This is a genomic window from Psychrobacter sp. Arc29, from assembly GCF_041431175.1.
Taxonomy (GTDB): domain Bacteria; phylum Pseudomonadota; class Gammaproteobacteria; order Pseudomonadales; family Moraxellaceae; genus Psychrobacter.
Genome location: NZ_JASMRR010000001.1, coordinates 426,529 through 452,777 on the forward strand (window position 1 = coordinate 426,529; position 26,249 = coordinate 452,777).

General features: G+C 43.8%; 13 protein-coding genes. 5 read left to right on the plus strand and 8 right to left on the minus strand.

Annotation, left to right across the window (positions count from 1 at the left end; all coding sequences use genetic code 11):
* Positions 1–68 precede the first annotated feature (68 nt).
* The 4 genes from QO189_RS01880 to QO189_RS01895 all read right to left on the minus strand — a co-directional run bounded on the left by QO189_RS01880 (position 69) and on the right by QO189_RS01895 (position 11,210).
* A complete protein-coding gene (locus QO189_RS01880) occupies positions 69–5,300 on the minus strand; it encodes a hypothetical protein (protein ID WP_371531268.1) in 5,232 nt (1,743 codons plus the stop codon).
* Between the two features lie 200 nt (positions 5,301–5,500).
* On the minus strand, positions 5,501–7,603 hold the full coding sequence (locus QO189_RS01885; protein ID WP_371531269.1) for a hypothetical protein: 2,103 nt from the start codon (positions 7,601–7,603) through the stop codon (positions 5,501–5,503).
* A 43-nt stretch (positions 7,604–7,646) separates the two neighbouring features.
* Entirely contained in the window at positions 7,647–8,111 is a 465-nt protein-coding gene (locus QO189_RS01890; protein WP_058025306.1) for a hypothetical protein, read from the minus strand.
* Between the two features lie 258 nt (positions 8,112–8,369).
* On the minus strand, positions 8,370–11,210 hold the full coding sequence (locus QO189_RS01895; RefSeq protein ID WP_371531270.1) for a hypothetical protein: 2,841 nt from the start codon (positions 11,208–11,210) through the stop codon (positions 8,370–8,372).
* Positions 11,211–12,070: 860 nt separating this feature from the next.
* On the opposite strand from QO189_RS01895, the gene aceE reads away from it, so the two are divergent.
* Both aceE and QO189_RS01905 read left to right on the plus strand, forming a co-directional pair.
* Positions 12,071–14,884, plus strand: a complete 2,814-nt coding sequence (aceE, locus tag QO189_RS01900) for a pyruvate dehydrogenase (acetyl-transferring), homodimeric type (RefSeq protein ID WP_371531271.1) — start codon at positions 12,071–12,073, stop codon at positions 14,882–14,884.
* A 25-nt stretch (positions 14,885–14,909) separates the two neighbouring features.
* Positions 14,910–16,601: a 2-oxo acid dehydrogenase subunit E2 gene (locus QO189_RS01905; protein ID WP_371531272.1), complete on the plus strand. Its 1,692-nt coding sequence runs from the start codon at positions 14,910–14,912 to the stop codon at positions 16,599–16,601.
* Between the two features lie 162 nt (positions 16,602–16,763).
* Here the strand turns inward: QO189_RS01905 and QO189_RS01910 are convergent, their stop codons facing one another.
* Positions 16,764–17,390, minus strand: a complete 627-nt coding sequence (locus QO189_RS01910; protein ID WP_371531273.1) for an OmpW family protein — start codon at positions 17,388–17,390, stop codon at positions 16,764–16,766.
* 763 nt (positions 17,391–18,153) lie between these two features.
* Between QO189_RS01910 and QO189_RS01915 the strand changes: the two genes are divergently transcribed.
* Complete coding sequence (locus QO189_RS01915; protein ID WP_238037503.1) at positions 18,154–19,137, plus strand: ion transporter; 984 nt, start codon at positions 18,154–18,156, stop codon at positions 19,135–19,137.
* 133 nt (positions 19,138–19,270) lie between these two features.
* On the opposite strand, the gene QO189_RS01920 is transcribed toward QO189_RS01915, so the two are convergent.
* From QO189_RS01920 to QO189_RS01930, 3 genes are all read right to left on the minus strand, one after another.
* On the minus strand, positions 19,271–19,918 hold the full coding sequence (locus QO189_RS01920; protein WP_371531274.1) for a TerD family protein: 648 nt from the start codon (positions 19,916–19,918) through the stop codon (positions 19,271–19,273).
* A gap of 49 nt (positions 19,919–19,967) precedes the next feature.
* Positions 19,968–21,095 carry a helix-turn-helix transcriptional regulator gene (locus tag QO189_RS01925; protein WP_371531275.1) on the minus strand — a complete coding sequence of 376 codons (1,128 nt, stop codon included), beginning with the start codon at positions 21,093–21,095 and terminating at the stop codon, positions 19,968–19,970.
* A 195-nt stretch (positions 21,096–21,290) separates the two neighbouring features.
* Positions 21,291–24,026 carry an AAA family ATPase gene (locus tag QO189_RS01930; protein WP_371531276.1) on the minus strand — a complete coding sequence of 912 codons (2,736 nt, stop codon included), beginning with the start codon at positions 24,024–24,026 and terminating at the stop codon, positions 21,291–21,293.
* A gap of 410 nt (positions 24,027–24,436) precedes the next feature.
* Between QO189_RS01930 and rsmG the strand changes: the two genes are divergently transcribed.
* Both rsmG and QO189_RS01940 read left to right on the plus strand, forming a co-directional pair.
* Positions 24,437–25,153 carry a 16S rRNA (guanine(527)-N(7))-methyltransferase RsmG gene (gene rsmG / locus QO189_RS01935; protein WP_371531277.1) on the plus strand — a complete coding sequence of 239 codons (717 nt, stop codon included), beginning with the start codon at positions 24,437–24,439 and terminating at the stop codon, positions 25,151–25,153.
* A 270-nt stretch (positions 25,154–25,423) separates the two neighbouring features.
* Positions 25,424–26,203, plus strand: coding sequence for a ParA family protein (locus tag QO189_RS01940; protein ID WP_238037511.1), 780 nt, complete (start codon positions 25,424–25,426; stop codon positions 26,201–26,203).
* The last annotated feature ends 46 nt before the right edge of the window (positions 26,204–26,249 follow it).

A 26,249-nucleotide genomic window follows, 5' to 3' on the forward strand; every position in this document is an offset into this window, starting at 1 on the left:
ACTCTGCGACTCCTTTCTAATCGCTTATTATACTGCCATTAGACAGGAGTTAAGACACTATCATTGGCTTACAAGGTAGTTGTGTTAACTTGCGTAGAGTCACTATTTAAACGCTTGTTCTTACGTGGGTCTTCACGCTTGAATAGATTTTCATCAAACTTGAAGCGCAATCTAAAATAAGCCCCTTCTTGAGTACTGTCGTCGTAGGCGATGTCTTCATCTTCAAAGCCCATGAAGTTATAGCCAAGTGACAACCAAAGATTGGTCATTGGGCTATAGCCAACTTCAGCACCCAACATATAAGCTAAATCATCTGCTTGCTTATTCCAGTAAGTACCCGCTTGCAAACCAACATCCCAACGTTCGCTAATATCGTAGAGACCGCGACCATAAACGGCATGAGCAGTGTTGTCACTGGTAATGTTGTCTGCTTCATATTCTGTATACTTACCCGCATAGCGACCAGACAAGGTTAGGGCACGCGTTGGATGGTAGTTACCATTCCATGACCAGACAGTGGTGTCTTTTTGATAAGTATCATCACCCGTGTTATTGTCATCCAAACGATACTCAAGCTTTGCAAGCATGTCTAGTTGGTTGCTGTCGTAATCACGATAAGCGGCACCAAGTTGGAAACGATTAATCGTGCGATCACCATCATTATAGTCGATGCGCGAATAGGTATCTTTAGCCAATAAGGTAATCTCATCGGTATAACGATAGGCAATACCTGCGCTACCCAGTAAAGTGTCGCTTGTTTCGCCCCAACGTTTCTCAACACGTCCTGATGCTTTGTAGTTTTCTTTGGCAAGATACTCAACGCCAAAACCTGCCGCAGTGGCGGTGTTGTTCTCTTCGCCTTCTAATGACTCAACGCGCTCAAGCAACGTATTTAGAGTCAGACCTTCTTGTACATACCACTTGTTTTTTAGACCGATAGCGGCTTCCGCTTCGCGTGCGCTAATCGCATCACGCATGCGGTATTCGCTATATACTTTACCGTCTTTCATATAATTGGCGTCAAAGCCAACAACGGTACGTTGACGCTCATCAGTATCATCAAGACCATAGCTACCAGACAAGCTATTGATCAAATCATGACGTGCATACAGACGACCCAAGCCACCGATTGGCGTCTCACCACCGATGGACGTCGCGTTACGTGAGCTATTTTCGATATCCTGCTCATACTCTGCAAATACCAAGCTATTATTTAGCTTGGGTAGGCGAGAAGTGATACGGGCACGAACCGTGGTGCCTTCGATATCTTTATCCGCATCACTAACGCCATTCAATGCTGATTGGTTGATAATGTCATCATTGAACAGCGTGTCGTCAGTAACATCTACCACGTCTGTGGCTGCTTGGTTATTGCGTGAGGCAGCAGTGGCATCTTGTTTGTAGTAACGCACACCGATTTCACCAACGACGTTTTCACTCAAACGTTGCTCGATACTGGCTTGTACGCCTTCACGACTCGCGTTAGTAGTATGATCCTTGGTACGTACACCTTCTAATTTCAACGCTGTTTTTTTGTCGTTGAATGTATGGATGACTTCTACGCCAGACTCCGTACGTCCAGCAGTAAGTGGTGATGCACCAGTAACAAACCCTTCATCTGCATCATTGTAATAAGCCTTGGCACGTGTGTCTTTCTTATTATCAAAGTCAAGCTCAACACGTAAGGCATTGCCCTCAACATTGTTATCGTCTAATTCTGTGGTGTTGATCTGATTACTTGGCTGAAAATTAGGGTTCTCAGCTTTGTTCATTGCGTATTCAGCGACCAGCTTTAGCTTGTCGTTGAACTTGATAACGCTATTGACACTAGCCAGCTCTTCTTTGTTCAATGGGTCGTCGCTATTGATGTAGCTACCACCGATAGAGATTTTATTAGTCAGTTGCTGTTTGGCAGCGATACCACCAACCAAATAGTCCTCACCACCTTCGTCGACCTCTACTGTGACACGAATATAGATAGGATTGCCTTCGAGATCTTGACTCGCAATCGGTGATTTCAAAAATAAGCTGCGGCTAATCGGGTCTATCTCATAATCAGCAAAACGAGTCAGCGTCTCACGGCTGATGATAAGACCGGGATTGTTGGCATCACGAGTGATAACTTCGACGATTTCAGAGTTTTCTAGTACCGCGTCAAAGTTCTCCGCCAATGGGTAGGGACCTGAAATACCTAAGCCGCGAGTCTCATTAACGCGCTGGCTAGTGCTGGTCTCTGCCAAAAATGCAGTCACGCGGGTATTATTATCTTCAAATTGCGCCTTTAGACCAGTCAATGTACGGTTGTACTGACCCAGTTTGATGCCTTCATCATTGTCAATTTGTGTTTTTAGATCGCCATACATAGCAAACGAGCGGCCTTTGTCTAGACGCACATAGAGCTTGCTGGTTGATTGCGCATCAAAGCCCTTAGCCGATGAGTCACCATAGACAGGATAGTATTCGCCAGGCTCGATATCACGGAATAATCGCTCGCCTTTTTTGTCACTGTCATAAGCCAGCGTCAGCAAATAGTCGCCGCGTACTTTGCCTTTCAAGAACATCGCCGCACGACCAGATGCGGTATAGTCATCATTACCGGCAAAATCATTCAGCTCTTGTTCAAAGGCGCCTTGAGCATCTGTAATACTGCTACCATCAAAGTCTTTGAGTGAGATAGCACCTTCGACGATACCCACAGCAATGAGTGGACGCAGCTTAGCCGTGAACTGTAGTGGAATTACTTGCTTATTGTTTCCAGTGTTGATGACCAGCTCCCCTTTGCCAGGTGCTGTTGGCGCAGTGATAGGAATGAGCAGCTCGCCGCCACTGACGGTTACTTGTATGCCTGCTTGGTCTTTGTTGGTGTCGGGTAAATTGATACGACCGATATTGGTATCTAAAGTGATGGGGGTATCGGCAATAAAGGGTAGGTTACCCAAATCTTTTAGGCTAATGACCACTTGATATTCGCTGAAGCCATCAGCTTCGACAAAGATGTCTTGGGTACGATAGTCAATGCGTTGCAGACTATCAGGGGCAATCACCTCGATACTTTGTTCGGAAATAATGCTACCTGTGACATCGGTTGCGACGCCGCGCAAAGTATTGCGGCCACGGTTGAGGGCCACGGCATAATAGTCGAAAGCCGTGACTTGCTGTTTTTCTTGCTCAGCGGTCTTGCCAATTTGACTATCAGATATGGCTTTGCCATTGACGTAAAGTGTGAAGCGACCTCCAAGCGGTGCCTGAACTTGCACCAACTGCTTATAAGTAGCCAGCTGTTGTCCGGATTGTAGATTGAGAAATAAGACCTCGTTATTAGGTACTTTTTTGAGGTATTCTTCAAGCTCGATGGCTTTTGGTGGCGTGATGGTGCTCACACTCATTTTTATATGCGGTGTGGTGCTGTTGGTATCTGCTATGATGGCTGAATCGCAATTTAAGCCGCTATCTAGGTCATCGTTAGATTTGCAGCCACTAGCATCAATATTATCGTTATAGTCGCGGTTGTAGTCTGGCTCTAGGGTCAGATCACGCTTAATTGCCTGCTCTAGGGCATCGTTTTTGGCATCAACTTGCTTGCTACGTGCAAGAAGATGCTGGTTTAAAAGTTCTGTGCTGTCGCCCATGCCGCCAACGATAGCAAAATCTGCACGATGTAATTCGCCATATTTTAAATCGACAAAGCGGCTGCCTGCGTCACCAGCATTACGACTGCTTTGGGTAATCAGATGTGTACCAACAGGTAGTGTTGTACGGTCGACTTTGAGCACATGAGTTTTGGCGCTGACACCGTAGAAGTTATATTTACCTTCAGGATCGGTCACAATGAAGTTACCGTTTTCCATGTAAATGCGTACGCCCGCCACACCTAGCTCGCCATCATCTTTTTGCTGGATGCCGTCGCGGTTGATGTCATGATATAGTTTACCGATGATGATACCGTCGGTATTCATTACGCCGCGATCAACATCGACATGCCATTGCGCCTCTCTTGAGCTTAGGATTTGGTCGTTATTCATGCGCGTGGTGGCAACAGCACGGTTGACTCCATCGCCACCCAGCGCTGATGACCCAATCAAAACGCGATAGGTAATCTCTCTGCTCGTACCTTGAGGTAAGTCTCCCAAGTGCAGCACTTGGTATTTGCCTTCTGCCTGAAACTCTGTGGTTTGCATGCTATTGATAAGCAAATCGTTATCCGCATAGCGTACACTGCCTTTCACATATTCAAAGCCGCGCGGTAGGGCATCCTTTAGCTGTACGTCATAAGCGGTAGCTGCGCCATTATTGGTGATATTAATAGTGTAATTGACATAGTCACCAAGCGCTGCCGATTTGAGATCGCCTTCTTTTTTGACTTGTAGGCTTGGGTTGTTATCGACAATACTAATCTCGCTGCTGTAACCACTGATATTGGTGGTAAAGTCGCTTTTGCTCGGCGTCTCATCTAAACTGACAGACGGATCGATACACGCAACCAATTTAGCTTGTAATGTATCGCCAGTCATCGTTTGGATAATGCTGTCTTTAATAGCATTGGCATTTTTTTCGGTCGGTGCTGACAGACGGTATTTGCCGGTATTATTACCCGTCTCAACACCTTTCAATGAATAAGTGTCGCCCGTAGTAGGTGAGGTGATGGTCACCCAAATTTGATCAGGCTTATCCGCCTGCACATTACATTGCGCGTAACCAGCTTCAAGATATACATTATCATTGATTTGTGTGCTGCTTTTGTCAGATAAAAAATCTGGGGTGGTAAAGTGTACGCCGGGGGCAACAATGACGAAGCTGTCTTTTACTGAGGCGGTTACTGAGCTGTCTTCTAATACTGTTGCGCCAACTTTGATGTCGGTGCTGCTACCATCACTGGAATTGCTATTGGTGACGGCTTGAATGATTAAATCAAGACGCTCACTTTGTCCCAATTTGATTTGGTCAAGACCTGTGATAAGGCGGTCACTTGCATCAATAATGCCGTTTTTATTAAGGTCTTGATAGACTTCAAAGCTCGATAGGCTGCTTGGGTAGTTAAAATTTAGATTAATAGTAACCGCATCATAGCCCATGTTGGTGATGGTGTTTTTCCAAGTAACTTTGCTACCTGCCATGACAGTTTGTTTGCTGCCAGCGTCAAAAGATATACTGTATTGGTCAGCATTGACAGTTTGTAGTTGGACGGTATTTGATGCCACGCTCAAGGTGGTTTGTGTGTCGTTAATAGTATAGCGCGCATCTGCAGTGTTATTGATAGTATCAATTATCACAGGTGCTGCAAATGCAGAATGTGATTGCATAAGCAACATAGCTACTGTCAAAGCCGATAGCTTAGCTACTAAATGAGTAGACGGGACAATGCAGTTTGATATCATTATGCGTGCCTATGCAATCAAATCAGAGAATACAGCGACAATCATCATTATTTTCATCGCTATGAGGTGGGTAGACTGTCCATAATCTATGCTATGGACAGTCTGATATTACAAATTATCAAGTCTTATGGCGTAGTACCATCTGGGTTGATTTTCACAGCAAATACCATTGCCGCGTATGTTTGTGGCGCTAGTGTGGTTACGGTACCATTTACTGCCGTACCATCATTATTGGCGGCACTGTATTTATTAGTTGCAGGTATCGCGGTAGCATTTGCCACATCGTCTAGCCTGATAGCGTATGCAGGAGTCGTGCTGCTGCTAAGCACCTGCGCTTTATTGTTAAAGCGGTCGGTGGTATCTTTAATCACGACATTGTCAAAGCTAAAGCGTGCATCAGTAGTTGCGAACTGGTTGAACGCTGTGATTTTGTACACAATGCAATCACCAGGTTTTGCCGCTACTGGTGACTGGGTAAAGGTCAATGAAGCTGTTGCTGAGCACGTGGTGTTTAATGCTTGTTCTTTAATTAGACCTAAGCCTTTGACTGTGGTGGTGTTTTGTACTGAGCGATCACCGACGGCTGGCGCGTCTTGACCACCGACCACTAGGTTAACGGTTGTAGTTTCTGTTGAGTCAAGCAGTGCATTAGAGGATGACACGTTATACTGGATGGTTACGCTTGAATTTGGTGCCATACCTGTCCATGCTGGTGCGCCATCGACAGGCGTAGCGGTAGATAAGTCGTATTCACCATTACCATTTTTAACAAGAGTGTACGTTGCATTTGGCGTTGCTGGATTGTTATCCGCATCATAGACAATACGTACACTTCCATCAACTTGTGTAATCTTGTCGTTCGCACCCTCAGTGATGGTGAATTTGATTTCACCTGCCTGATCACCTTCAGTTTCTTTACCCGTGTTTTTAATCACAGCGGTTTGCGTGATTTGTGTACCTGTGGTGGTTGTGGTTGGGATTTGTTTACTACTTGGTGATTCGAGGTTTATGGCACGTTGGTTTGCCACCAAGGGTGCGGTCGAATCGCCACCGATCGCATTGTTCGCAGTACCGTTAATGACTTCACTGTCATCTGTTGATGGGTAGAAATTAGCAGTATTTTGATTGGTGTCTGTTGGATCAGTGGTATCATAAATGACCTGACCGCCACCCAAATCAAGCGTTGCGACCGCATGATTGACTGTGCTCTTCAAATTGGCAAGGTTTTCTTCTGAGTCTTTTTGCACATCAAAGGTAATGATAGCTTCTTGACCTGGTGCTAGGTTAAGCAAAGTCACACGAATACTGTCTTGTTCAAAACCTGTGCCTGCCCCATTAGTACCTGCAACGATGGTAGCGTTGTTGCTGGCGCTTAGGTTTGGTTGCTCGGCAAGACGTAAGCCTGCTGGCAGGTTGTCAATCACTACGATGTTATTTGCGGCTGTAGCATACGCGGCACGCTCGTCGTTACGAACTTTGATGGTGTACGTCACTTTCGAGGTTGGGTCGTTTAGGTTTAGCGTGCTGCTGACCGTGCTAGTAATCTTAAACACAGGTACTTTAGTTGTACTGTTGTTGATGTTGGTTAAGGTCGCTTTGGTAGTGTCTGCACTACTGAAGAAAGTACTGACTGCAGATAGCGTTAGATTCTGGGTGTCGCCGCCCACGTTCCCCGAGGTTTTTGCCGCGACAGAGATGTCTGCATACTCGTTCGGGCGTAATGTAATGGCGCGGCTTTGGAACTCAGTACCCGTAACCGTTGTCGTGCTCTTCGGCGTGCCATCAGCATTGTAGATGGTGTACGTGACGTTGCTCGTTGCCAAGTCATAAGCACCGCTGCCTTGTGGGCTACCTGGGATGTTGCCACCTTGAGCTAGGCTTAGAGTATAAGTGTCTTGAACGTTACCTGAGTTGGTCAAGGTATGGTTAAAGGTCACAATACCTTTAGGAGTTACGGTAAGCCCCTTGTTATAGTCATCAGTCAAGTCGCCGTCATCATTCTTAGCAACTAAGCTGAACGCCGCGCTTTGGGTGATGTTTACGGTGACTTTGTTTGACTGTACAGGGTTCTGTGCGACACCAGCGATGCTGTAGGTCGCTGTTGCAATGTTGTCAATGGTCGGCGTCGAGTCAGCGGTAGACTTTGCCGCGTTTGCAGTACCAGCCAAGCCGAACGCGCTGATAACGCTGACGGCTAGTACGGATTGTTTGAATAAACGTTTACTCATGGGTTGGTTCTCCTAGGTGTCTGACACAAAATAACGGTTGGGTTTAGTTAACGACAGTATTTAGAGCAACGTCTGCTGACTTATTGGCAGGTAGCCATTTGATGTTCCAGCGAAGTGCTTTGTATTCTGACAATGGGACTTTCACCAGTTTGCCATTTACCTTGCGCATTAGCGGCATGTCGGCATAGTTTTTACCGTCTGTGCTTGCTTGTGCGCTGGCAGGAGACACTTCACCAGTAAAAGTCATATTCGCAGGAATAGGTAAGGTGACTGCAAGATCACTGATGTTTTGATTGGTAGTATTGGTGTAGTTTGCTTTGTATTGAATCACTGTACCTGCTGGTGCATTACGTACCGAAGTGTAGCTGACTTTGCCATCTGCGTTTTTAGTAACCTTATTGGCGGTTAGCTCCATTTGCAATGCGTCAGCAGCATAAGCACTATTGAGCAATACAGTAGAGGCGACAATCGCAATCAGAGCGTGGCGTAAACGATAAAACGGCTTCATACGAGATTCCTTGTTTAGTTCATTATTGTCAGACACAAGCCAGATAACTTCCTGTAAATATGGACAATCAATAAATAAACGTTGATTGATAGTAGTGAGCATTTATTATGGCTGGCATTATTACAAAACAATTACATACAGTCACTAAAAAAATGACAAAAGGTAGTTTCAGGTGGGCAAATGGAAACACCTCAATAGTGCCTATTGAGGTGTTCTTATCAAAAAAATAAAATACTAAAGTTAATTCATTAAGTTGATTTATGGGGTGCTGGTCGTGGTGCCATACTTGCTATTAAAATAAAGCGAAGCTTTGGTCGGCACTGTTGTGGCTGTAGGCACTTTGACCAAATCAAACTTGTCTGACACGATAGTACCGTTGTTGCCCATAACAGCTGAAGTATTGCTGCTCTGATAAACATTGCTAGGATTACCTGTTGGCTTTGGTAACTGAAAGGTCGATATAACGGGTGCTGTTTGCAATATATCTTTAATCTGTACATCGACGATATCAATATGCCCACGGTTATAAGCATCAATCTTATAAGCGATACAGTTACCAGGTTTGACGTTGTTGGCAGCATTCATACTAAAGCCAGTATTAGGATCATTGGTGTCACCGATACTTGTATAATTGAGCGATGCGTTGCATTGATGGACGTACTGAGATTTTTTTAATACCAGCGTCGCGTTTTGTGATTTTAGCTCACCAAAATCAAGATTACGCGTAATAACCCCAGACGTATTTTTTTCTGTTTTGTAGTCGTAGACATTTGACGCTAGCGTTACTTCTCTACTGTCTGCAGTAGTGTCTATCGGATATTCCCAAGTATTGGGCTCTGTCTCAATAATACAGACTTTGGTCTTATTCAATAGCACATTTGGTAATACCGTAAAGCTGTATTGGCCTAGTGTACTTGCAGCGTTTGAGACCGTTTGCGGGTTGGCAGATGTCGTAGAGAGATTGTTACCGCTACAATCAGTCAGTCTGACTTGTAAGCCACTGACATAAATGCCAGATTCGTTGCTATCAAATACGCCGTTAGCATAATTGCCATTGCCCGTAAAGGTCGCTGAAGTGTCATACTGAGTACTGCTACTAGCAGTAATCCCACCGTTGTCGTTAAAGACAAAGCCTGAGAAGTTATATGTAGCAGGACTGTTAGTAATCGTACATGTGATTTCATCGCCATAGTTGACATTGGCGAGCGTAAATGAGCGAGTTTTGTTTGTCGCGTCATAGCTCATAGCGACAGTGGGCATAACCGTTGTACTATTAGTTGTAGCGTTGGTACAAGCATAAGTCGCGTTGTAGTTTGCTACATCACCAAGAGTTGTACCATTAATTACATTTTCAGTAATAGTATATGTTGTAGATTCGGCTAAGCTTAACAGATCACTAGTACCATTAGTAATGGTGTTAGCAGTACCGGTAGTGGTAAAAGTATTAGCATCTAAAGCGTTTCCAGTAACTTTTATCTCAAATTGATCACGTTTAGTATCAGTATCATTGACTCGGCTAGCGCTTAGTGATTTTTTTACGATAAGTTTTGGCGGTGCTAGGCAGAAATAAAAATCAGAATAGCCGACAACATAAGCACCAGCAGCAGTAGAAGCAGATCCTACAGATGGGTTGCCATGTGTAATAGCAAAAGGTGTTTGCGCAGACTTATAGCCCCAGTCTATATTGAAATTACAAGGACTAACCGTATTGCAGTTATCCCAAGCAGTACCTGAAATGGTTTGATTACCATTAGAGAGCTGGAATGGCTTGCTCTCTATTCTCGAAAAAACACCGCCAGGAGAAGCTAGTGATATCGACTCTATATATTGTCCGGCTTCGTTAGCGTCTAGATCTTGAACAACGAAACCATATTTGGATACAGGCTTGTTGATAGTGGCTGTCAGCCTATGATCAATATTTGTACGAAAGCTATTGTGAAACATATTTAATGCATTAGAGGTTGTATTCGTTACATCAACAGAAGAGGGGTAGCCTGAAGCCAAATTAACAATATTTGTGAAAGAAAGTTTGAACTCTGTTTTATTAAAAGTATATGTTTTTTCTAGTTCACCAGATGTCCAACCAATTGGTAGTGTCTCTTTAGGAGTATAGCTTGGAGGGTTACTACCAATATAGAACATCTTATGCCCACTCGGACAGCTAGCCGGTGCTACAGGAGAGCCACCGCTAAATATAGAGGTAACGGTATTAGTATCACTTGCACTCTTTAGTTCTAGATTGCTTGCTTGTATAGTAGCAGTGTTGGTAACTGTTGACCCTTCGGAGGCTGTTATTCTAGTTGGCACTTTTATACTATAAGTCTTTCCTGTCGCAAGACTTGAGATAGTAAAACCGCTTGTACTTTCCAACTGCGTTTTGGTTGGTGCTGTGGTGCAAGTGTTGGTATTATCTGTCGTATCACAGGTAATGTTGTCTTGTTTGGTAAGACCAGTAACAATCGGATCTTTTAAGATAATATTGGATAATGGCGTATTACCATTATTAGTCACTTTGATAATATAATTTGTAGTGCTACTTGTACCTATACTGGATATACCGTCATCTTTGGTAATTTCATATGATGCGGGCTGATAGCAATAGCTGTCTAAACGAAAGTCAATTATTCGACTGGTGATATTGGTACTTACATCATTATTTGTATTGGTATAGATTATCTTTACTGACTTTACAGGCTCACTAAAAACTACCGATCCTTGACAGGTGGATTCTAGAGTGCTTCCACAGTTAAAGTCTGTACCTAGTCGTAAGCCTTCCCCATTGGTATTGATGACGCTAGAGTTAGCTATCGTCTGAAATACACCACTTATAGGAGCATTACTTTGCGTGGTCCCGACAAACTTGACATTATCATCCCAATAACTGCTTGTACTAGTTAATTTATCAATATCAAAAACGCTGAGGGCGACTTTGTTCAAGAAAAGAGGTTCGCTGGTTGAACTGTTTTGAAATTCTAGTGAGATTTCATTGCGAACTGAGGTATTAGCCGCGCTTCCAGTAAACCTAATGGCAGTATAGCTACCGCTAGTTAGCGTAGCAACGCTACTGCTCCTACTGTTATTAAAATCAGCAATACTCATCTTGATTCTTAGAGGGACTGAGACAGATGATCCGTTTGTGCTCTCACTAGATACAGTTTGATAGTTACTACTGCTAAAACTCGTGACAAGATTATTATAACTAGAATTAGTTAAAATACCTTTAGTTGAGCCAGCAGGACAAGTGGTAGCAGAGCCATTATTTAGAGTAAGCGCATGAGATGAGATGCTCATCAATGACAATATTACAAAGCCTATCAAATTCAGTATTTGAGATTGATACTTACTGGAGGAAAAAGCATTCATTATATTTGAGGGTTTTTTAGCTTTATGCATGTCATTCTTCCTAAGAATCAAGGTTGCTCAGTCAATATGGAGCTTAACTATACTTATACAAATATACCAGTATGAGATACTAATAAGCAATTTATGTTAAATCCAGTGCAAAGTTCCTAATGGTCGATTTAGCATGACAGGAAGTATATTTTGGTTAAGGAATTACACATAGCTGTCTTTTGAGTAAAGAGACACACTGTTTTTATTATCATTTTTCAAAAAACTAATCATTATTTATTTAAAAAATACTTGTTATTTATCCATTTCTCTACAGCCATAAACAATTGCCTCGCAAACGCTTATAATAGAGTGTCAAAATCATCCATGACTGAATATACAGGGACAACAGTATGATCTGTTTCGTAGTTTCGTCCATTTGACGCATATGTCAATTCTCAGTGGCACTATTTTGTATAATCTAGCTGTACCTCACCTTATGAAACAAGGGAATGCTTGGACATAGCAAGGAAGTCATAAGTAAACCGATATCTCACTTCACACCAGTATTTAACAAAGCCCTACCTTATAAATAGGTAGGTATGACTGATATAAAAGGATCGACAACAATGAATTATTACAAGGATGCTGATAGCACCGAGACCAAAGAGTGGTTACAAGCCTTTGAGTCTGTTCTCAAACATGCAGATAAGGATCGCGCTCAGTTTCTTCTAAAAGCCTTGTACAATATGGCTGTTCAAGAAGGGCTACCATTTAATAGATTGGATACCGCGTATATTAATAGTATCGCTGTTGAAGACGAGCCAATGTATCCAGGCGATCTTGGTATGGAGCGTAAGATTCGTGCGTTGATTCGTTATAACGCTTTGGCAATGGTGATGCGTGCCAACAAAAACGATGATGATTTGGGTGGTCACTTAGCGTCATTCGCCTCTAGTGCCACGCTTTATGAAACAGGATTCAACCATTTTTTCCGTGCGGCAAGTGATCACTTCGGTGGTGACATGATTTATTATCAAGGTCACTCAGCACCAGGTATCTATGCACGCTCTTATTTAGAAGGTCGTCTAACCGAAGATCAGCTTGATAACTTCCGCCGTGAAGTGGGTGGTAAAGGCTTGTCAAGCTATCCACATCCATATTTGATGCCTGATTATTGGCAGTTCCCAACGGTATCGATGGGTCTAGGTCCGATCATGTCGATCTACCATGCTCACGTGCATCGTTATATGGAAAACCGCAAACTGTTAGAGAAAGAAGGTCGCAAAATTTGGGCATTCTTAGGTGACGGTGAGACGGATGAGCCAGAAAGCCTGGGTGCAATCTCTCTTGCTGGTCGTGAGAAGTTGGACAATCTGATTTGGGTTGTTAACTGTAATTTACAGCGTCTTGATGGCCCAGTACGTGGTAATGGTAAAATTATTCAAGAGCTAGAGTCGGTATTCCGCGGTGCTGGCTGGCGTGTGATTAAAGTCATTTGGGGTGGTAAATGGGATAGCCTGCTTGCCAATGATGATACTGGCGTGCTCAAACATCGTATGGAAGAAGTGGTCGATGGTGAGTACCAGCTATATGAAGCGCGTACGCCTGAATTTACTCGCAAAGAATTCTTTGGTAAATATCCTGAATTAAAAGAAATGGCTGATGCATTGACTGATGAAGACATTGCACGCCTAAACCGTGGTGGTCATGATCCACAAAAAGTGTATGCTGCGTTTAGCGAAGCGATGAAAACCAAAGGTCAGCCAACGGTCGTACTGGTCAAAACTGTTAAAGGATATGGTTTGTCTAGCACAACACAAGCGGTCAATAAATCGCATCAAATCAAGAAACTTGATCAAGAGGCGCTCGTTTATTTCCGTGATCGTTTTGATTTGCCATTTACTGATGAGCAATTAGAAACCCTACCATTCTACCGTCCTGAAGAAGGCTCGGCGGAAATGAAGTATCTAAAAGGTCGCCGTGAAGCATTGGGTGGTCATCTGCCAAACCGCCGTAGTGGACATATTCCACTGAATATCCCTGAGCTGTCGATATTTGATCGCGTACTAAAAGGCAGTAATGGTAAAGAACAATCAACGACGATGGTATTCGTGCGTTTGTTATCAGCTATGCTGAAAAACAAAGACATCCAAGATCGCGTTGTGCCAATCGTACCAGACGAAGCGCGTACCTTTGGTTTGGAAGGTATGTTCCGTCAATTGGGTATTTACTCTGCAGTTGGACAAAAATATACGCCAGAAGATAGCGAAGCATTGATGGGCTATAAAGAAGCCATCGATGGTCACATGCTAGAAGAAGGTATCAACGAAGCGGGTGCGATGAGTACTTGGATTGCCTTAGCAACCAGTTACTCTGTGAATGCGCTGCCAATGATTCCGATGTATATCTATTACTCGATGTTTGGTTTCCAGCGCATAGGTGATTTGGCTTGGGCGGCAGGTGACTGTCAGGCGCAAGGCTTCTTATTAGGGGCAACTGCGGGTCGTACGACTTTGAATGGTGAAGGCTTGCAGCATCAAGATGGTCATTCACAGATTTTATTTAACGTGGTACCAAACTGCGTGACCTATGATCCTTGCTATGGTTATGAGCTGGCTGTTGTCGTACATGATGGCCTACGCCGTATGTATGGAGAAGGCGAGCGCGTTTATTATTACCTAACGCTAATGAACGAAAACTACGACCAGCCTGCCATGCCAGAAGGCGCTGAGGAAGGTATCAAGCGCGGTATGTATTTACTTGAAGATAATGGCTCAACTCAGGTACAGCTATTGGGTTCAGGCGTGATCTTACGTGAAGTACAAAAAGCGGCTCAGATTCTAAAAGATGAGTTCAATATCACATCAAACGTTTGGAGTGTCACCAGCTTCAACGAGTTGACTCGTGATGGTATGGTTTGTGATGACTACAACCGTCTACATCCAATGGATGAAGAAAAAGTGCCATGGGTTACTGAGCAATTAGCACCGCACGAAGGTATCGTAGTTGCAGCGACTGACTACATGCGCAACTACTCAGAGCAGATCCGTGCTTGGTTACCAGACAACCGTCCTTATACCACACTTGGCACAGATGGCTATGGCCGCTCTGATACTCGCGAGAACCTACGCAGCTTCTTCAACGTTGATGCGGCTCACATCGTTGTTGCTACGCTTAAGCGCTTAGCGGATGAGGGTGAAGTCGAGATGCGTTTGGTGAAAGATGCAATTTCAAGCTTAGGTATCGATGCAGATCAGCCACCTGCATGGCACCAACAGTCTTATTATGATCATTCTCCAGATGCACCTGCACCAGGCAAAGTCAACCCAAGTCCTGTGCCTGAGTTCGTTGCTGAAGACGATGAAGAAATCAGCAATGAAGGCCGCGCTGAAGATCAAGCAGATGCGACCTTGCTCAATGACGGTGATGTCAAAGAATAATAATCATAAGACTAGGAGATAAAACATGGACATTAAAGCCCCCGATTTGGGTGTCGATAGTGCTGAAGTCAGCGAAATTATGGTAGCAGTGGGTGATGTCATCGCAAAAGATGACAACATCGTTCTGCTAGAGTCTGACAAAGCTTCAGTTGAAGTACCAAGCTCTGCTGCTGGTAAAGTCACCAAAATCAGTGTCGCAATTGGCGATCAAGTCAGCGAAGGCATGGTGTTGATTGAAGTAGAGAGTGCTGACGCAAGCGATGATAATGACGACACTGCCGAAGAAGTAACTGATTCAGAACAAGCAGACGATAATAATGAAGACGCACCTGTTGAAGATGATGCAGAAGAAGCGACTGATGATGCTGGCGAAGGCGCATCGACTACCCATGCACTGCCAGACATAGGCGTTGATGAAGCGCAAGTGGCTGAGATTATGGTAAGTGTAGGCGACACGGTCAGTGCCGATGAGTCTATCTTACTGATTGAGTCAGACAAAGCCTCAGTCGAAGTGCCTGCACCAGAAGCAGGTGTGGTCGAAAAAATCTTGGTTAATGCTGGTGACACTGTTGCCAACGGTCAAGACTTTATCGTTATTAAAGCGGCAGGTACTCCTAGGGCAAAACCGAAAGCGGATACTGCTAAAACTGAAGATAAAGCGGACAAGCCTGCACCGAAAACTGAAAGCAAGTCACAGCCAGCCCCAACAGGCGAGCCAAAGCAAGCATCTGCACCGACCTCAACTGCTGCGCCTGCGGGCAAAAAATTGAGCGAAGCGGAAGTGAATGAAAAGTTGGTTGATGTATATGCAGGTCCTGCTGTACGTAAACTGGCCCGTCAGCTTGGCGTGGATATCACACAGGTAAATGGTTCAGCGCTAAACGATCGCATTCTAAAAGAAGATCTGTTTGCGCATGTTAAAAACCGTTTGACCACCCAACAAGCCGCACCAGCTGCTCAGGGCGCTGTTAGCTCAGGTCTGCCAAAGCTGCCTGATATGAGCAACACTGAGATTTGGGGCGAAACAGAAACCCAAGATTTAAGCCGCTTGCAAAAAGTGTCAATCCCGCAGCTGAACTACAATACGTATCTACCGCAAGTCACACAGTTTGATTTGTCTGATATCACCGAAACTGAAAAACTACGCGGTGAGCTAAAAGGTGGCATGAAAGCGCAAGGTATTGGCCTGACTATTTTGGCCTTTATTGTTAAAGCAACTGCTTATGCTTTGACTCAGCACCCACGCTTTAACAGTCATTTGAGTGATGACAATACGCAAGTGATTTTGCGTAAGAGCGTTAATATGGGTATTGCGGTTGCGACTGATGACGGCCTAGTGGTTCCTGTGATTAAAAATGCACAGGACAAAGGCATCAAGCAGATCGCCATCGAAATTGGTGAGTTGGCAGGCAAAGCACGTGACAAAAAGCTCACCACTAAAGACATGCAAGGTGCAAGCTTTACCATATCAAGCCAAGGTATCTTGGGCGGTACAGCATTCACGCCACTGGTCAACTGGCCACAAGTAGGTATCTTAGGCGCATCAGAAGCGACTATGCAGCCTGTTTGGAATGCGGCTAAACAGACTTTTGAGCCGCGCTTGATGCTGCCATTGTCATTGTCTTATGACCACCGCGTCATCAATGGTGCGGATGCAGCGGTATTTACTCGCTATGTTGCTACCTTGCTTGCTGATCCACGCCGTATTTTGCTATAGCTGATACGCTACTTTAAAAGCTAAAACCAAAAAAAGACTGCCTGAGGGTGGTCTTTTTTTTGAGCAGTACTATATTTGAAATGAGTAACCATTAGCCAAAAAAAAGCCAGCGCTAAAACTGGCTTTTTATACTTAGATTATCGAGGTTAATACGGTTTGTGATTAAAACTGTTTAACAAATGCAACGCCATATACCCAAGGGCTGATATCGATTTCACCGATGTCACTGCCATCTAAAGTAGCATCTGTTTTGATGTCCATATATCGCGCATCGATACGGAAAGCTTCAGTTGGAGCGAAAGGAATGTCCAAACCGACATGACCGGCCACACCAACGCTGTCATCAAGATTTAAATCACCACCAGTAGAGATTCTTTCTTTAAAAAAGGTCGTATAGTTCACGCCAACACCAACGAATGGCTTGATATTCATTGGCAGGTTGTCAGAGTCAAAGTGATATTGCACAGAAAGAGTCGGTGGTAAATGTTGGGTTTTACCTGTTAAAACTTGTGTGCCATCAGCACTGTTTAGATCAAAATCATGATGAAATGGAAGTGCTGCGAGTAGCTCAACACCGACATTGTTGGCAATGAAATACTCACCACTGATAGTTGGCTGTATATCGCCGTCAACATCAACAGACAAACCGTTATCTAGAGTGCCATTATCACTTTTAGGGTCAACATAATGTGCACCAGCCGCAATAGACCAAGTGCCAGCAGGTACAGCAAAAGCAGTAGTCATGGTAAGGGCAGTAGCAGCGGCTAAAACTAGGGATTGTAGTTTCATGATTTTGTTCCTTAATATATTAAAAGGTTATCAGTGCTAAATGAGGGATGACATTGCACACTGATACATAATGTTATAATGGATGATAAAGCGGTAACATTATGACTCTATTATAGTATAAAACCATAATTTCTGTAAGGTTTTAATTATGCTTTACTAAGTTTTATTTAATTATTTATAGTAAAGACGATAACTGTATAATTATTTTGATTATTTAAAAAAATGATTATTGTGATATTCTGAAAATAGGTAGCTAAGAATTATATTGATGATTGCTAATGTCTAAACGGTAGAATTGGAAATAAATGGTGATGGCTTACTGAATTGATATTCATAATATGACAAGAGGCGTAATATATTATGCTCGGTTATTGTAGCAACTCTCCACTACGCTGTGAGAATGCGCGTTCTGCAAAGATACTGAATCAGGTAGATTCTTGTTGCCCTGAATGTCATTTATTTTTGGTGCCTGCCCAAGACATAACCCAGCAATTGCTCGCTGATGAGCAGTTTTTACGATTTTCTGTTTTAGTAATAGTATTGGTGCTATTAATAGCAGTCTATGTCCACTATTTGCATGTCACATGAGGGTTGATTGTAGTAGATCCTCAACAAGTCAGTGTTGCTATTGGCAATTTGAAACTATCTCTATCTTAATTTTTATTGAGATGAGCTGTTTTGTGATAGAGCATTCAAGACATATTTTACGATAGTGGCTTTATTTTATTTATATAACACCGGTATTTCACCGAATAGGGATGGCATGCTACTCAAATCTATAAGGCGCTTGCGTCATTTTGTTTATGATACTTTGCAAAATGATGAACATGACACTTTGTTTAGCCGCTATATTGATTATTTTCTCATATTCCTGATTATGACTAATGTGGCAGCTGTGATTGCCGAGTCAGTCGATAGTTGGTATTACCCTTATCAAGATTATTTTACTTGGTTCGAAAACTTCTCTATTGTGATCTTTTCTATTGAATATTTGCTGCGACTATGGAGTGTTGCTGAAGCCAAACCGGACAATACAACGTGGAAACAGCGTTGGGATTGGGTGAGAAGTCCTTCCGCACTCATTGATTTGGTAGCTATTGTTCCAGCCTTCTTAAACTTCTTCGTCAATATTGATCTGCGCTTCTTACGTATTTTGCGTTTGTTCCGTATTCTCAAACTGACCCGCTATTTTGCGTCCATGCGTATCCTACTGGTGGTCATCAGTAAAGAACGCGGCTCATTCCAAGCGGTTATTTTTATATTAATTATTATGATTGTGACCGCCTCGAGTGGCATTTATTTGGTCGAAAATCATGCGCAGCCAGAAGAGTTTGAGTCAATACCCAAGGCGATGTGGTGGGCTGTGGTAACGCTCACGACCGTGGGTTATGGGGATGTCACACCAATCACTAATGCTGGCAAGATATTGGGTGCTATTATTACGATATTGGGTGTGGGTCTAGCGGCACTGCCTGCGGGTATTTTGGCAACGGGTCTTGCAAATGAGTTGGCGCAGCGCCGTGAAGAGCTGGAGCAGCATTTTCGTGAGCAGCTGATCGATAGCGACTTTGATTTGGTACAAAATCAGATGATGATTGATAAGATTCGCCGAGAGCTAGGATTAGATAAAGAGCAAGCGCAAAATATCGTACTACAAGTACTGCGTGAACAAGAACTTGAGCGGCGAGAAAGAGAAGTAGAAGTGCGTCAAAAGAATTTTTGCCCGCATTGCGGTGAGGTTTTATAGCTTAGTATCTATCAGGGAATCATAGAAATTTATGCTTGAAATTTCTAGAAATAAATATGTTTGGCAGGAAACATAGAAGGGTACTGTGTGATTGAGACACAGTACCCTTTTTAGATGTTATGATCGACTGACGTTATATTCCTTGAGGAATCGGTAGCGCCCGTGCCAATTCATGTGCGACTTCTTGTGATGCATTCGATAGATCTTCAGCGCTTAATGGTAAGTTTTGTAGGGTTAAATGCCAGTCATCAACGGATCGGCGCAAATGAGCCACCCAAAGCGTCTTACAATCACGTGGGAGCTGCTTTAGGTTGACTTCAAAACAGCGGTTACCCTCATCATCACTCAAATGAATCTCACCTTTTTTGACTCTAGAGAGTGAGTGCCCGTGATAGGAGTTGGCAATCAAAGCGATATGAGTAATATGCAAAGGGATTTCTTCTAGCTCTAGTCTAATTTGTTCCTGATCAAGCGGAGCCAAATACATGGCTTGCTCTCCGCGATCCTTACCGTTTAGACTGTCTCCTTGATGCTTGACGGATTCAGCTTTGTCACGTAATTGTTTGAACCAGACAATATCACTAATGATGCAATTGTCATCGTACAAGACGCAAGCCAAGTCGATATCTACCGCGCTTTTGTCTTTTTTAAAACGTTTAAACAACCCTTTTGGCTCGATCTTAGTAAATTCATAGTTGAGCGCAAAAAATAACGTTCCCGTATCCAAGCCCAGTCCTCTTAAACTGTCGGAAAGCAGCGGTGATGGGGCAGTGGTCGGCATAATATTCCTTTTTAATTTTTATTGGTTAACGATTATTGTCATTCGAGTGTTATTCGTTATTCGTCATTGCAGGTTGGTCCAATACTGCTTGATAAAGGAGTGCAGGCTTGGCGTCCAACAGTCCACTGCCAAAACCACGTAACCACCAAACCAGCTGTGAGGTCAAATTAACAGTCGCTTTTATCGTCAGGGTGTCGTCGTCGTTTGATGTGACGATTTGATCATCACTCAGCTTGCTTTCCGTGAGGCTTCTGCCTGCCTGTTGCGTAAATTGTAGCTCAACGGCTGTATTTTTACCACGCTCAGCTAGCTCACCGAATAACGGATGGCTAAAGCCCATGCTGCCTTCATCCAAATAAGTATCGAGCTGAAAGTTATCTGGTGTCTGTGCCGCGCTCTCTAAAATCTCGACTCTATCAAATCGATGCAGCGCAAAAGTGCGGATGGTGGCGTTTGGATCATCGGTACGAGTCGCGAGTAGGTAAATAATCACCCCACGCTGGATAATGGAAATAGGATTTAGGGTGTATTCACTGGCCTCTGACTTATTGCTGCGAGTGTAGCAGGCATTGATTTGCAGCTGATAAAACAATGCATGGTAAATGTTGTCTTTGCTATCTAAATCTATATCTGGGGCAATAAGTGGCTGGGTAGCAGGCTCGATACGCACGCGGTCTATCCATGAATGCGTGACTTTACTGTTTTTGAGCTGTCGTCTTGCTAGATCAAACCACGGGAATAGCTCATCTAAAATCACAGGCGGCAATAGCTGAGTGAGATTGGCCTCAACCATGTTAAAAGCAACTGCCTGCGATAGATTCATATGCGGCAAGCTTTGCAGCGGCGCATCCTCTTTCCAGCGCCAACCTTGTGGATTGGCGTTGTTTTTTTCGATAGGAAAGCGTTTGGCCAATGCGTTCAAATCACGTTGCACGGTACGCAGGCTGATGTCAAAACCGGCCATCATGAGCTGTTCATAAATATGTGTCGTACCTACCCAGCGATTGCGCTGTAGCTGTGACAGTACTTGCCATTGACGAGCCGTTGTCGCTGCCCCGTGACGATTATCTTGGATCTCTTTTAACACATCATTTTCTGCCGCCTCTATTGCAATCGCTTGCTCATCAGAATCTGACTGAGCTTGGATGTTCTCGGCATTATTAGAATGTACAGTCATCAAAAAACACCCTTTATAAAGTCACAGGTTATTGTTCTACAGATTTTGGCTAGTTGTTTATCATCTCAGAAAAGTATCAAAGCGTCTAGGGACGTTCGTATACATTTAGACATCGTCTAGGCCGCTGTCTAGGCGCCGTCTAAGCATAGTCTAGAAACGTCCTAGTTATTCTTTTGGTGTGTTGTCATTAACACTTTAAGCTTCATTTTGCTCACGGTTATCAGTGACGTCACTATCGTTATTTTCGCCTTTACGTTTTTCTTTTTTTATTTTGTCCTCTTTTTTTTGGCGCTTAGCTTTGCGTTTTTTCTTCTCTTTCTTTTTTGACTTTTTATCATCTACCTCATCATCGCCGTCTTGGTTTTCATCCCAGAGCATCAGACGATTTAGAACTTTGCCAAATAGGGTGTCCTTGCGGTAGCGACCTTTTTTATTCATGGTATCGATGGGTAGGCCTGTCATCAAGGTCAATGCTTCACTCAAGGTATAAACGCCATAAATATGGAAGTGGCCGTCTTTTACCGCAGCAATGATATCGTCACGTAGCATGAGTTGTTTGACATTGGCCATTGGAATGACCACGCCTTGAGCGCCCGTCAACTCTTGCTCACGGCACGCATCAAAAAAGCCAGCAATTTTGGCATTGATACCACCAACTGCTTGCACTTCGCCCAGCTGATTCATAGAACCAGTAATGGCAAAGGATTGATCAATGGGGACATTTGCTAAGGCGGATAGTAGTGCACAACCTTCGCTAACGGTGGCACTATCACCATCGATATGGGCGTAGCTTTGTTCAAACGCGAGCGAAGCACTAAAATTTAGGGCGTGGTGTTGGCTAAATAACGCACGCAAATAACTGGTCATGATTAACATACCCTTGGCGTGCAAGCTACCACCCAAGTCTACATCACGCTCGATATCAAGGATTTCACCTGCGCCAATATTGGGTTGAATGACCGCGGTGAGGCGCGCTGGCATGCCAAACTCACTATCAGCATAGCTGACGACGGTCAGGGCGTTGACTTGCCCAACCGCACTGCCTTGGGTTTGAATCAGCTGCTGGCCGTTTTTGAGCTCGTCCCAGTATAGATCGCGCAAATATCCTGAGCGCTCATCCATGTCATCGATCGCCTGAATGACATGATCTGCTGTCACCATCATCTCATCATTTAAACGAGCGTGACGGTTTGATTCATGCAACAGTTTAATCAACAAATCACTGTGTAGGCTTAAACGGTCCTGCTCTTCAGCTTGCAAGCTTAAATGCTCAAGTAACGTGGCTTGCGCGCTACTATCGAATGGATAGAGATCAGCATAATCGATGATATCTGCCATTTTCGCTACCAGTGCCAATTCATGCTCACTGGTGCGCGTCACATCATCATGAAAGTCCGCGCGAACTTTGAACACTGCATCAAACTCAGGCTCAAGCTCTAGCAGCTCATAATATAAGTCTGCTTCACCTAATAAGATTACTTTGATATCAAGATCAATGGGCGCTGGTGATAAAGACAAGCTACCTGTTAGCGTTAGCATCTGCTCAAGGCTTGAGAGCTTAATTTTGCGTGACTGTAGTGCGCGCTTTAGACCTTGCCATGCATAAGGATGCTCAAGTAAATGGCTGGCTTCTAGCAGCAGATAGCCGCCATTGGCACGGTGTAGGGCACCTGCGCGAATCATACTAACGTCAGTCGTTACTGTCCCTAATTGGGTGATTTGCTCAACATGACCCAACAAATTAAGGTGGGTTGGCAAGTCTTCAAAGACAACAGGCGCGCCATTGTCTGGTAGATGGCTTACAATGACATTGACCGCGTAACGGCTGGGTGTTGTGGTCAATACAGCAGTCACAAACTCTTCATCATCGCCGTTAACGATACGCTCTACATGAGTAACCATATCGGCAAATACCGCTTTGAGATAATCAACCACAAGCGGGTGCGTGGCAAACTGCTCATAAACAGGCGCAAACAAAGGCTGTAGTGCACGGCGCGCGATACTGCGATGCAGTGATTCTATCGCATCGTTGGCTTCGTCTTCTAACTGCTCTAACGCAATGGTTAGTTGACTGAGGCGCTTTTGCATATGGTTTTTCTGTACGAAGTTATTTAACTCAGCTTCGTACTCACTGTTACCATACTCAGAATTTTGAGCGTTGTTTTGATCTTCATTATGGTTAGTCTTATCGTTATTCAGTATGTTGGGGTTTTCGTTATCATTTATTGGTGATAAATTTGCACTGTTGCTAGATGATTCTGAAGCCTTTACATGGTCGCTGCTACTGTCTGTCGTCAGTTGACTGGGATGGACAAAAACTGCCTTATTATCAAATGAGCGAAACGTCAAAGCTAAGTCATACTGCTTACCCTCAGCGTTTAACGCGTCATAAGCATGACTCTCTTTTTGATGCGTGCTGTTTTTGATTGCTTCGATCTTACTTTGGTATTGGTCACTACGAAAGCGTTGGCTTAGTCGCTTTTTGGCCTGTTGCCACAAGTTATTGACCTGCTGTTGTAGCAAAGCGGCTTGCCCGGCAGGTAGACGCAGAGCCAGTGGCGTACGTGGATCCGTAAAATTGTGCACATATACCCAATCATCAGGCGTTGGTGCATCGGCGGCAATACGGGCCAACAGGCGACTAATGACAGTACGCTTACCCAAGCCGTTCTCACCAGCAGCAAACACATGATAGCCACTTGCTTTAATATCTAGCGCTGTATGTAATGCTTTTAGCGCACGTTGTTGACCAAAACCAACATCTAAGTCGGGCGCAGTACGTGTGTCTGTAGGCAACTCATCAGGGTCGCTATAACGCTTTAGTTGCTCAGCCGAAATACGGCAACTTTTTTGAACCTCAGTAAAAATAGGATTTGGGGCGTTAGATATTGTTTGTTCATCGTCTTGTGAGTCAGCGGTAGGTGGTACCATATTATTAGCATCTTTTGATATTTGAGATATAGGGGTATAAGGTTGTTCGGTCATAGGCTTTTGAGAGATCGTTTTAAAGGTATTGAAAGAGTGTGAGGGATAATATATTTATTCTGGTCATGCCCGCATTGAACTTTTTATAACTAATAGTGACATCTTACAAGATATAGTCGCATTTTAGCGAAGTCATTAAGCGCAGTTTTGTATCATATTTAGAGAAATCTTTGATCATGATAAACGAAAAATGAAGAAACTAGGCAAGGCGTTTTATGCTATTAACGCAGAATAACGCGTCATGAACGGTGCAGATAGTATAATATGTCCCACATTGGCGCAATCTGCAACTATTCAATGAGCAGACTGCATGATAAAATAGGCGGTTCACATGTCAAAACTGGATAACTCGTTGTATGTCAGCTTCCGCTAAAACCTCTTCGTCGTCTACTAGCACGGGTAATATCAATATTGATCCGACTGGCTTTGTGAAGCTTGGCTCACAATTGCCAAAGCTGGCCAGTATCTTAGCACAAGCCGTAAGTGAGCTAAGTCTATCACTAAGTGAGAAACAGCAGCGCACGTTATTATTGTACTTAGACCAGCTTTTGTTGTGGAATAAGGCGTATAATCTGACCGCCATCACCGATCCAGAAGAAGCGCTGATCAAACATGTGATTGATTGCTTGTCTATTATAACGCATTTGCCGAAAGGGTCGCTGCTTGATATCGGTACAGGCGCAGGGTTGCCTGCAGTGATTATTGCGATTTGTCAGCCTGAGCGCCCGTGTACAGCCCTTGATAGTAATCAAAAAAAGATTCGCTTTATTAAGCAAATCAGTAGTGAGCTTGGCTTACGTAATATGCAACCGATCGCTTCGCGTATTGAAGCGCACGAAGCCAGCTATGATGTGGTGACTTCTAGAGCGTTTGCCAGTTTGATAGATTTTGTTGAAGTAGCGCAGCCGAGATTGGCAGATGGCGGTTATTTGTGTGCTATGAAAGGCAAAGCACCGAGCGATGAAGAGCTGCAAGCGCTTGATAGTGATTGGCATATTAAGACGATTAAGCTGATAGTGCCGCGTCTGCATGATAGTCGTCATTTGATTGAAATGTCTGCTAAAAATGCCTGAATGGTAGATACTTCTCAGTCATGAAACAGCAGTCGTTTTTTGTGAAACGCAGTTTACGTTTGTACCTAAATGGCATAGTATTTAGAAGCACTGAAAATATACAAACGAAAATTGGGTAATTTATAAAAGAATTTTTTTATAAATGGCTGCCTTTCGTGAAGCGCTGAGTTAGTAGTACTGCATAAGCATATAAGATTGAGCGGCAAATTCTGCGTCAAATAAATTAAAAGAAAAAGTCAGTAACAGACCTTAATAAAATTGAGTGAGTGTATGGAAATCATAGCAATTGCGAATCAAAAAGGCGGCGTGGGCAAAACCACGACGGCGGTAAACTTGACCGCCAGTTTAGCTGCTAAGCGCAAGCACGTACTACTGATTGACTTAGACCCACAGGGCAATGCAACCAGCGGTACTGGTGTCGACAAAAACGATCTGACGCTTACCATAGCCGATGTTTTACTGGATGGTGTAGCGTTGTCCGAAGCCATTGTGACCAGTCCGGCAGGGTTTGATGTGATCGGTGCCAATCGTGATTTGGCTGGCATGGATATCACGTTGATGGGTAAGACCGACAGTCATGAATTGTTCAAAACGGCCATGGCAGATTTGGTCAGTGATCAAGCCAATACAAAAAAGCCGTCATACGATTATGTCATTATAGACTGTGCGCCGAGTTTGAACCTACTAACGATTAATGCGTTGGTCGCAACCGATAGTGTGATTATTCCGATGCAGTGTGAATATTATGCACTAGAAGGGCTAGCAGATTTGTCACAGACGATTGAGCGTCTCACTGAATTAAACCCTAAGTTATACATTCGCGGTGTTGTGAGAACGCTATTTGATGCGCGTAACACGCTTGCCCGTGATGTGTCTGCTGAATTAGAAGCGCACTTTGGCGATATCATGTATAAGACTCATATCCCAAGAAATATTCGCCTAGCAGAAGCACCTGCCCATGGTCTGCCAGTTATTGCGTATGAGAGATGGTCGAAAGGCGCGCGCGCCTATCAAAAACTGGCCGCTGAAGTGATGAAGCAAAGCAGCTAGTTTTTTTCTATAAAAGCTTTTGAACAACAAAGCACTTAACATTGTA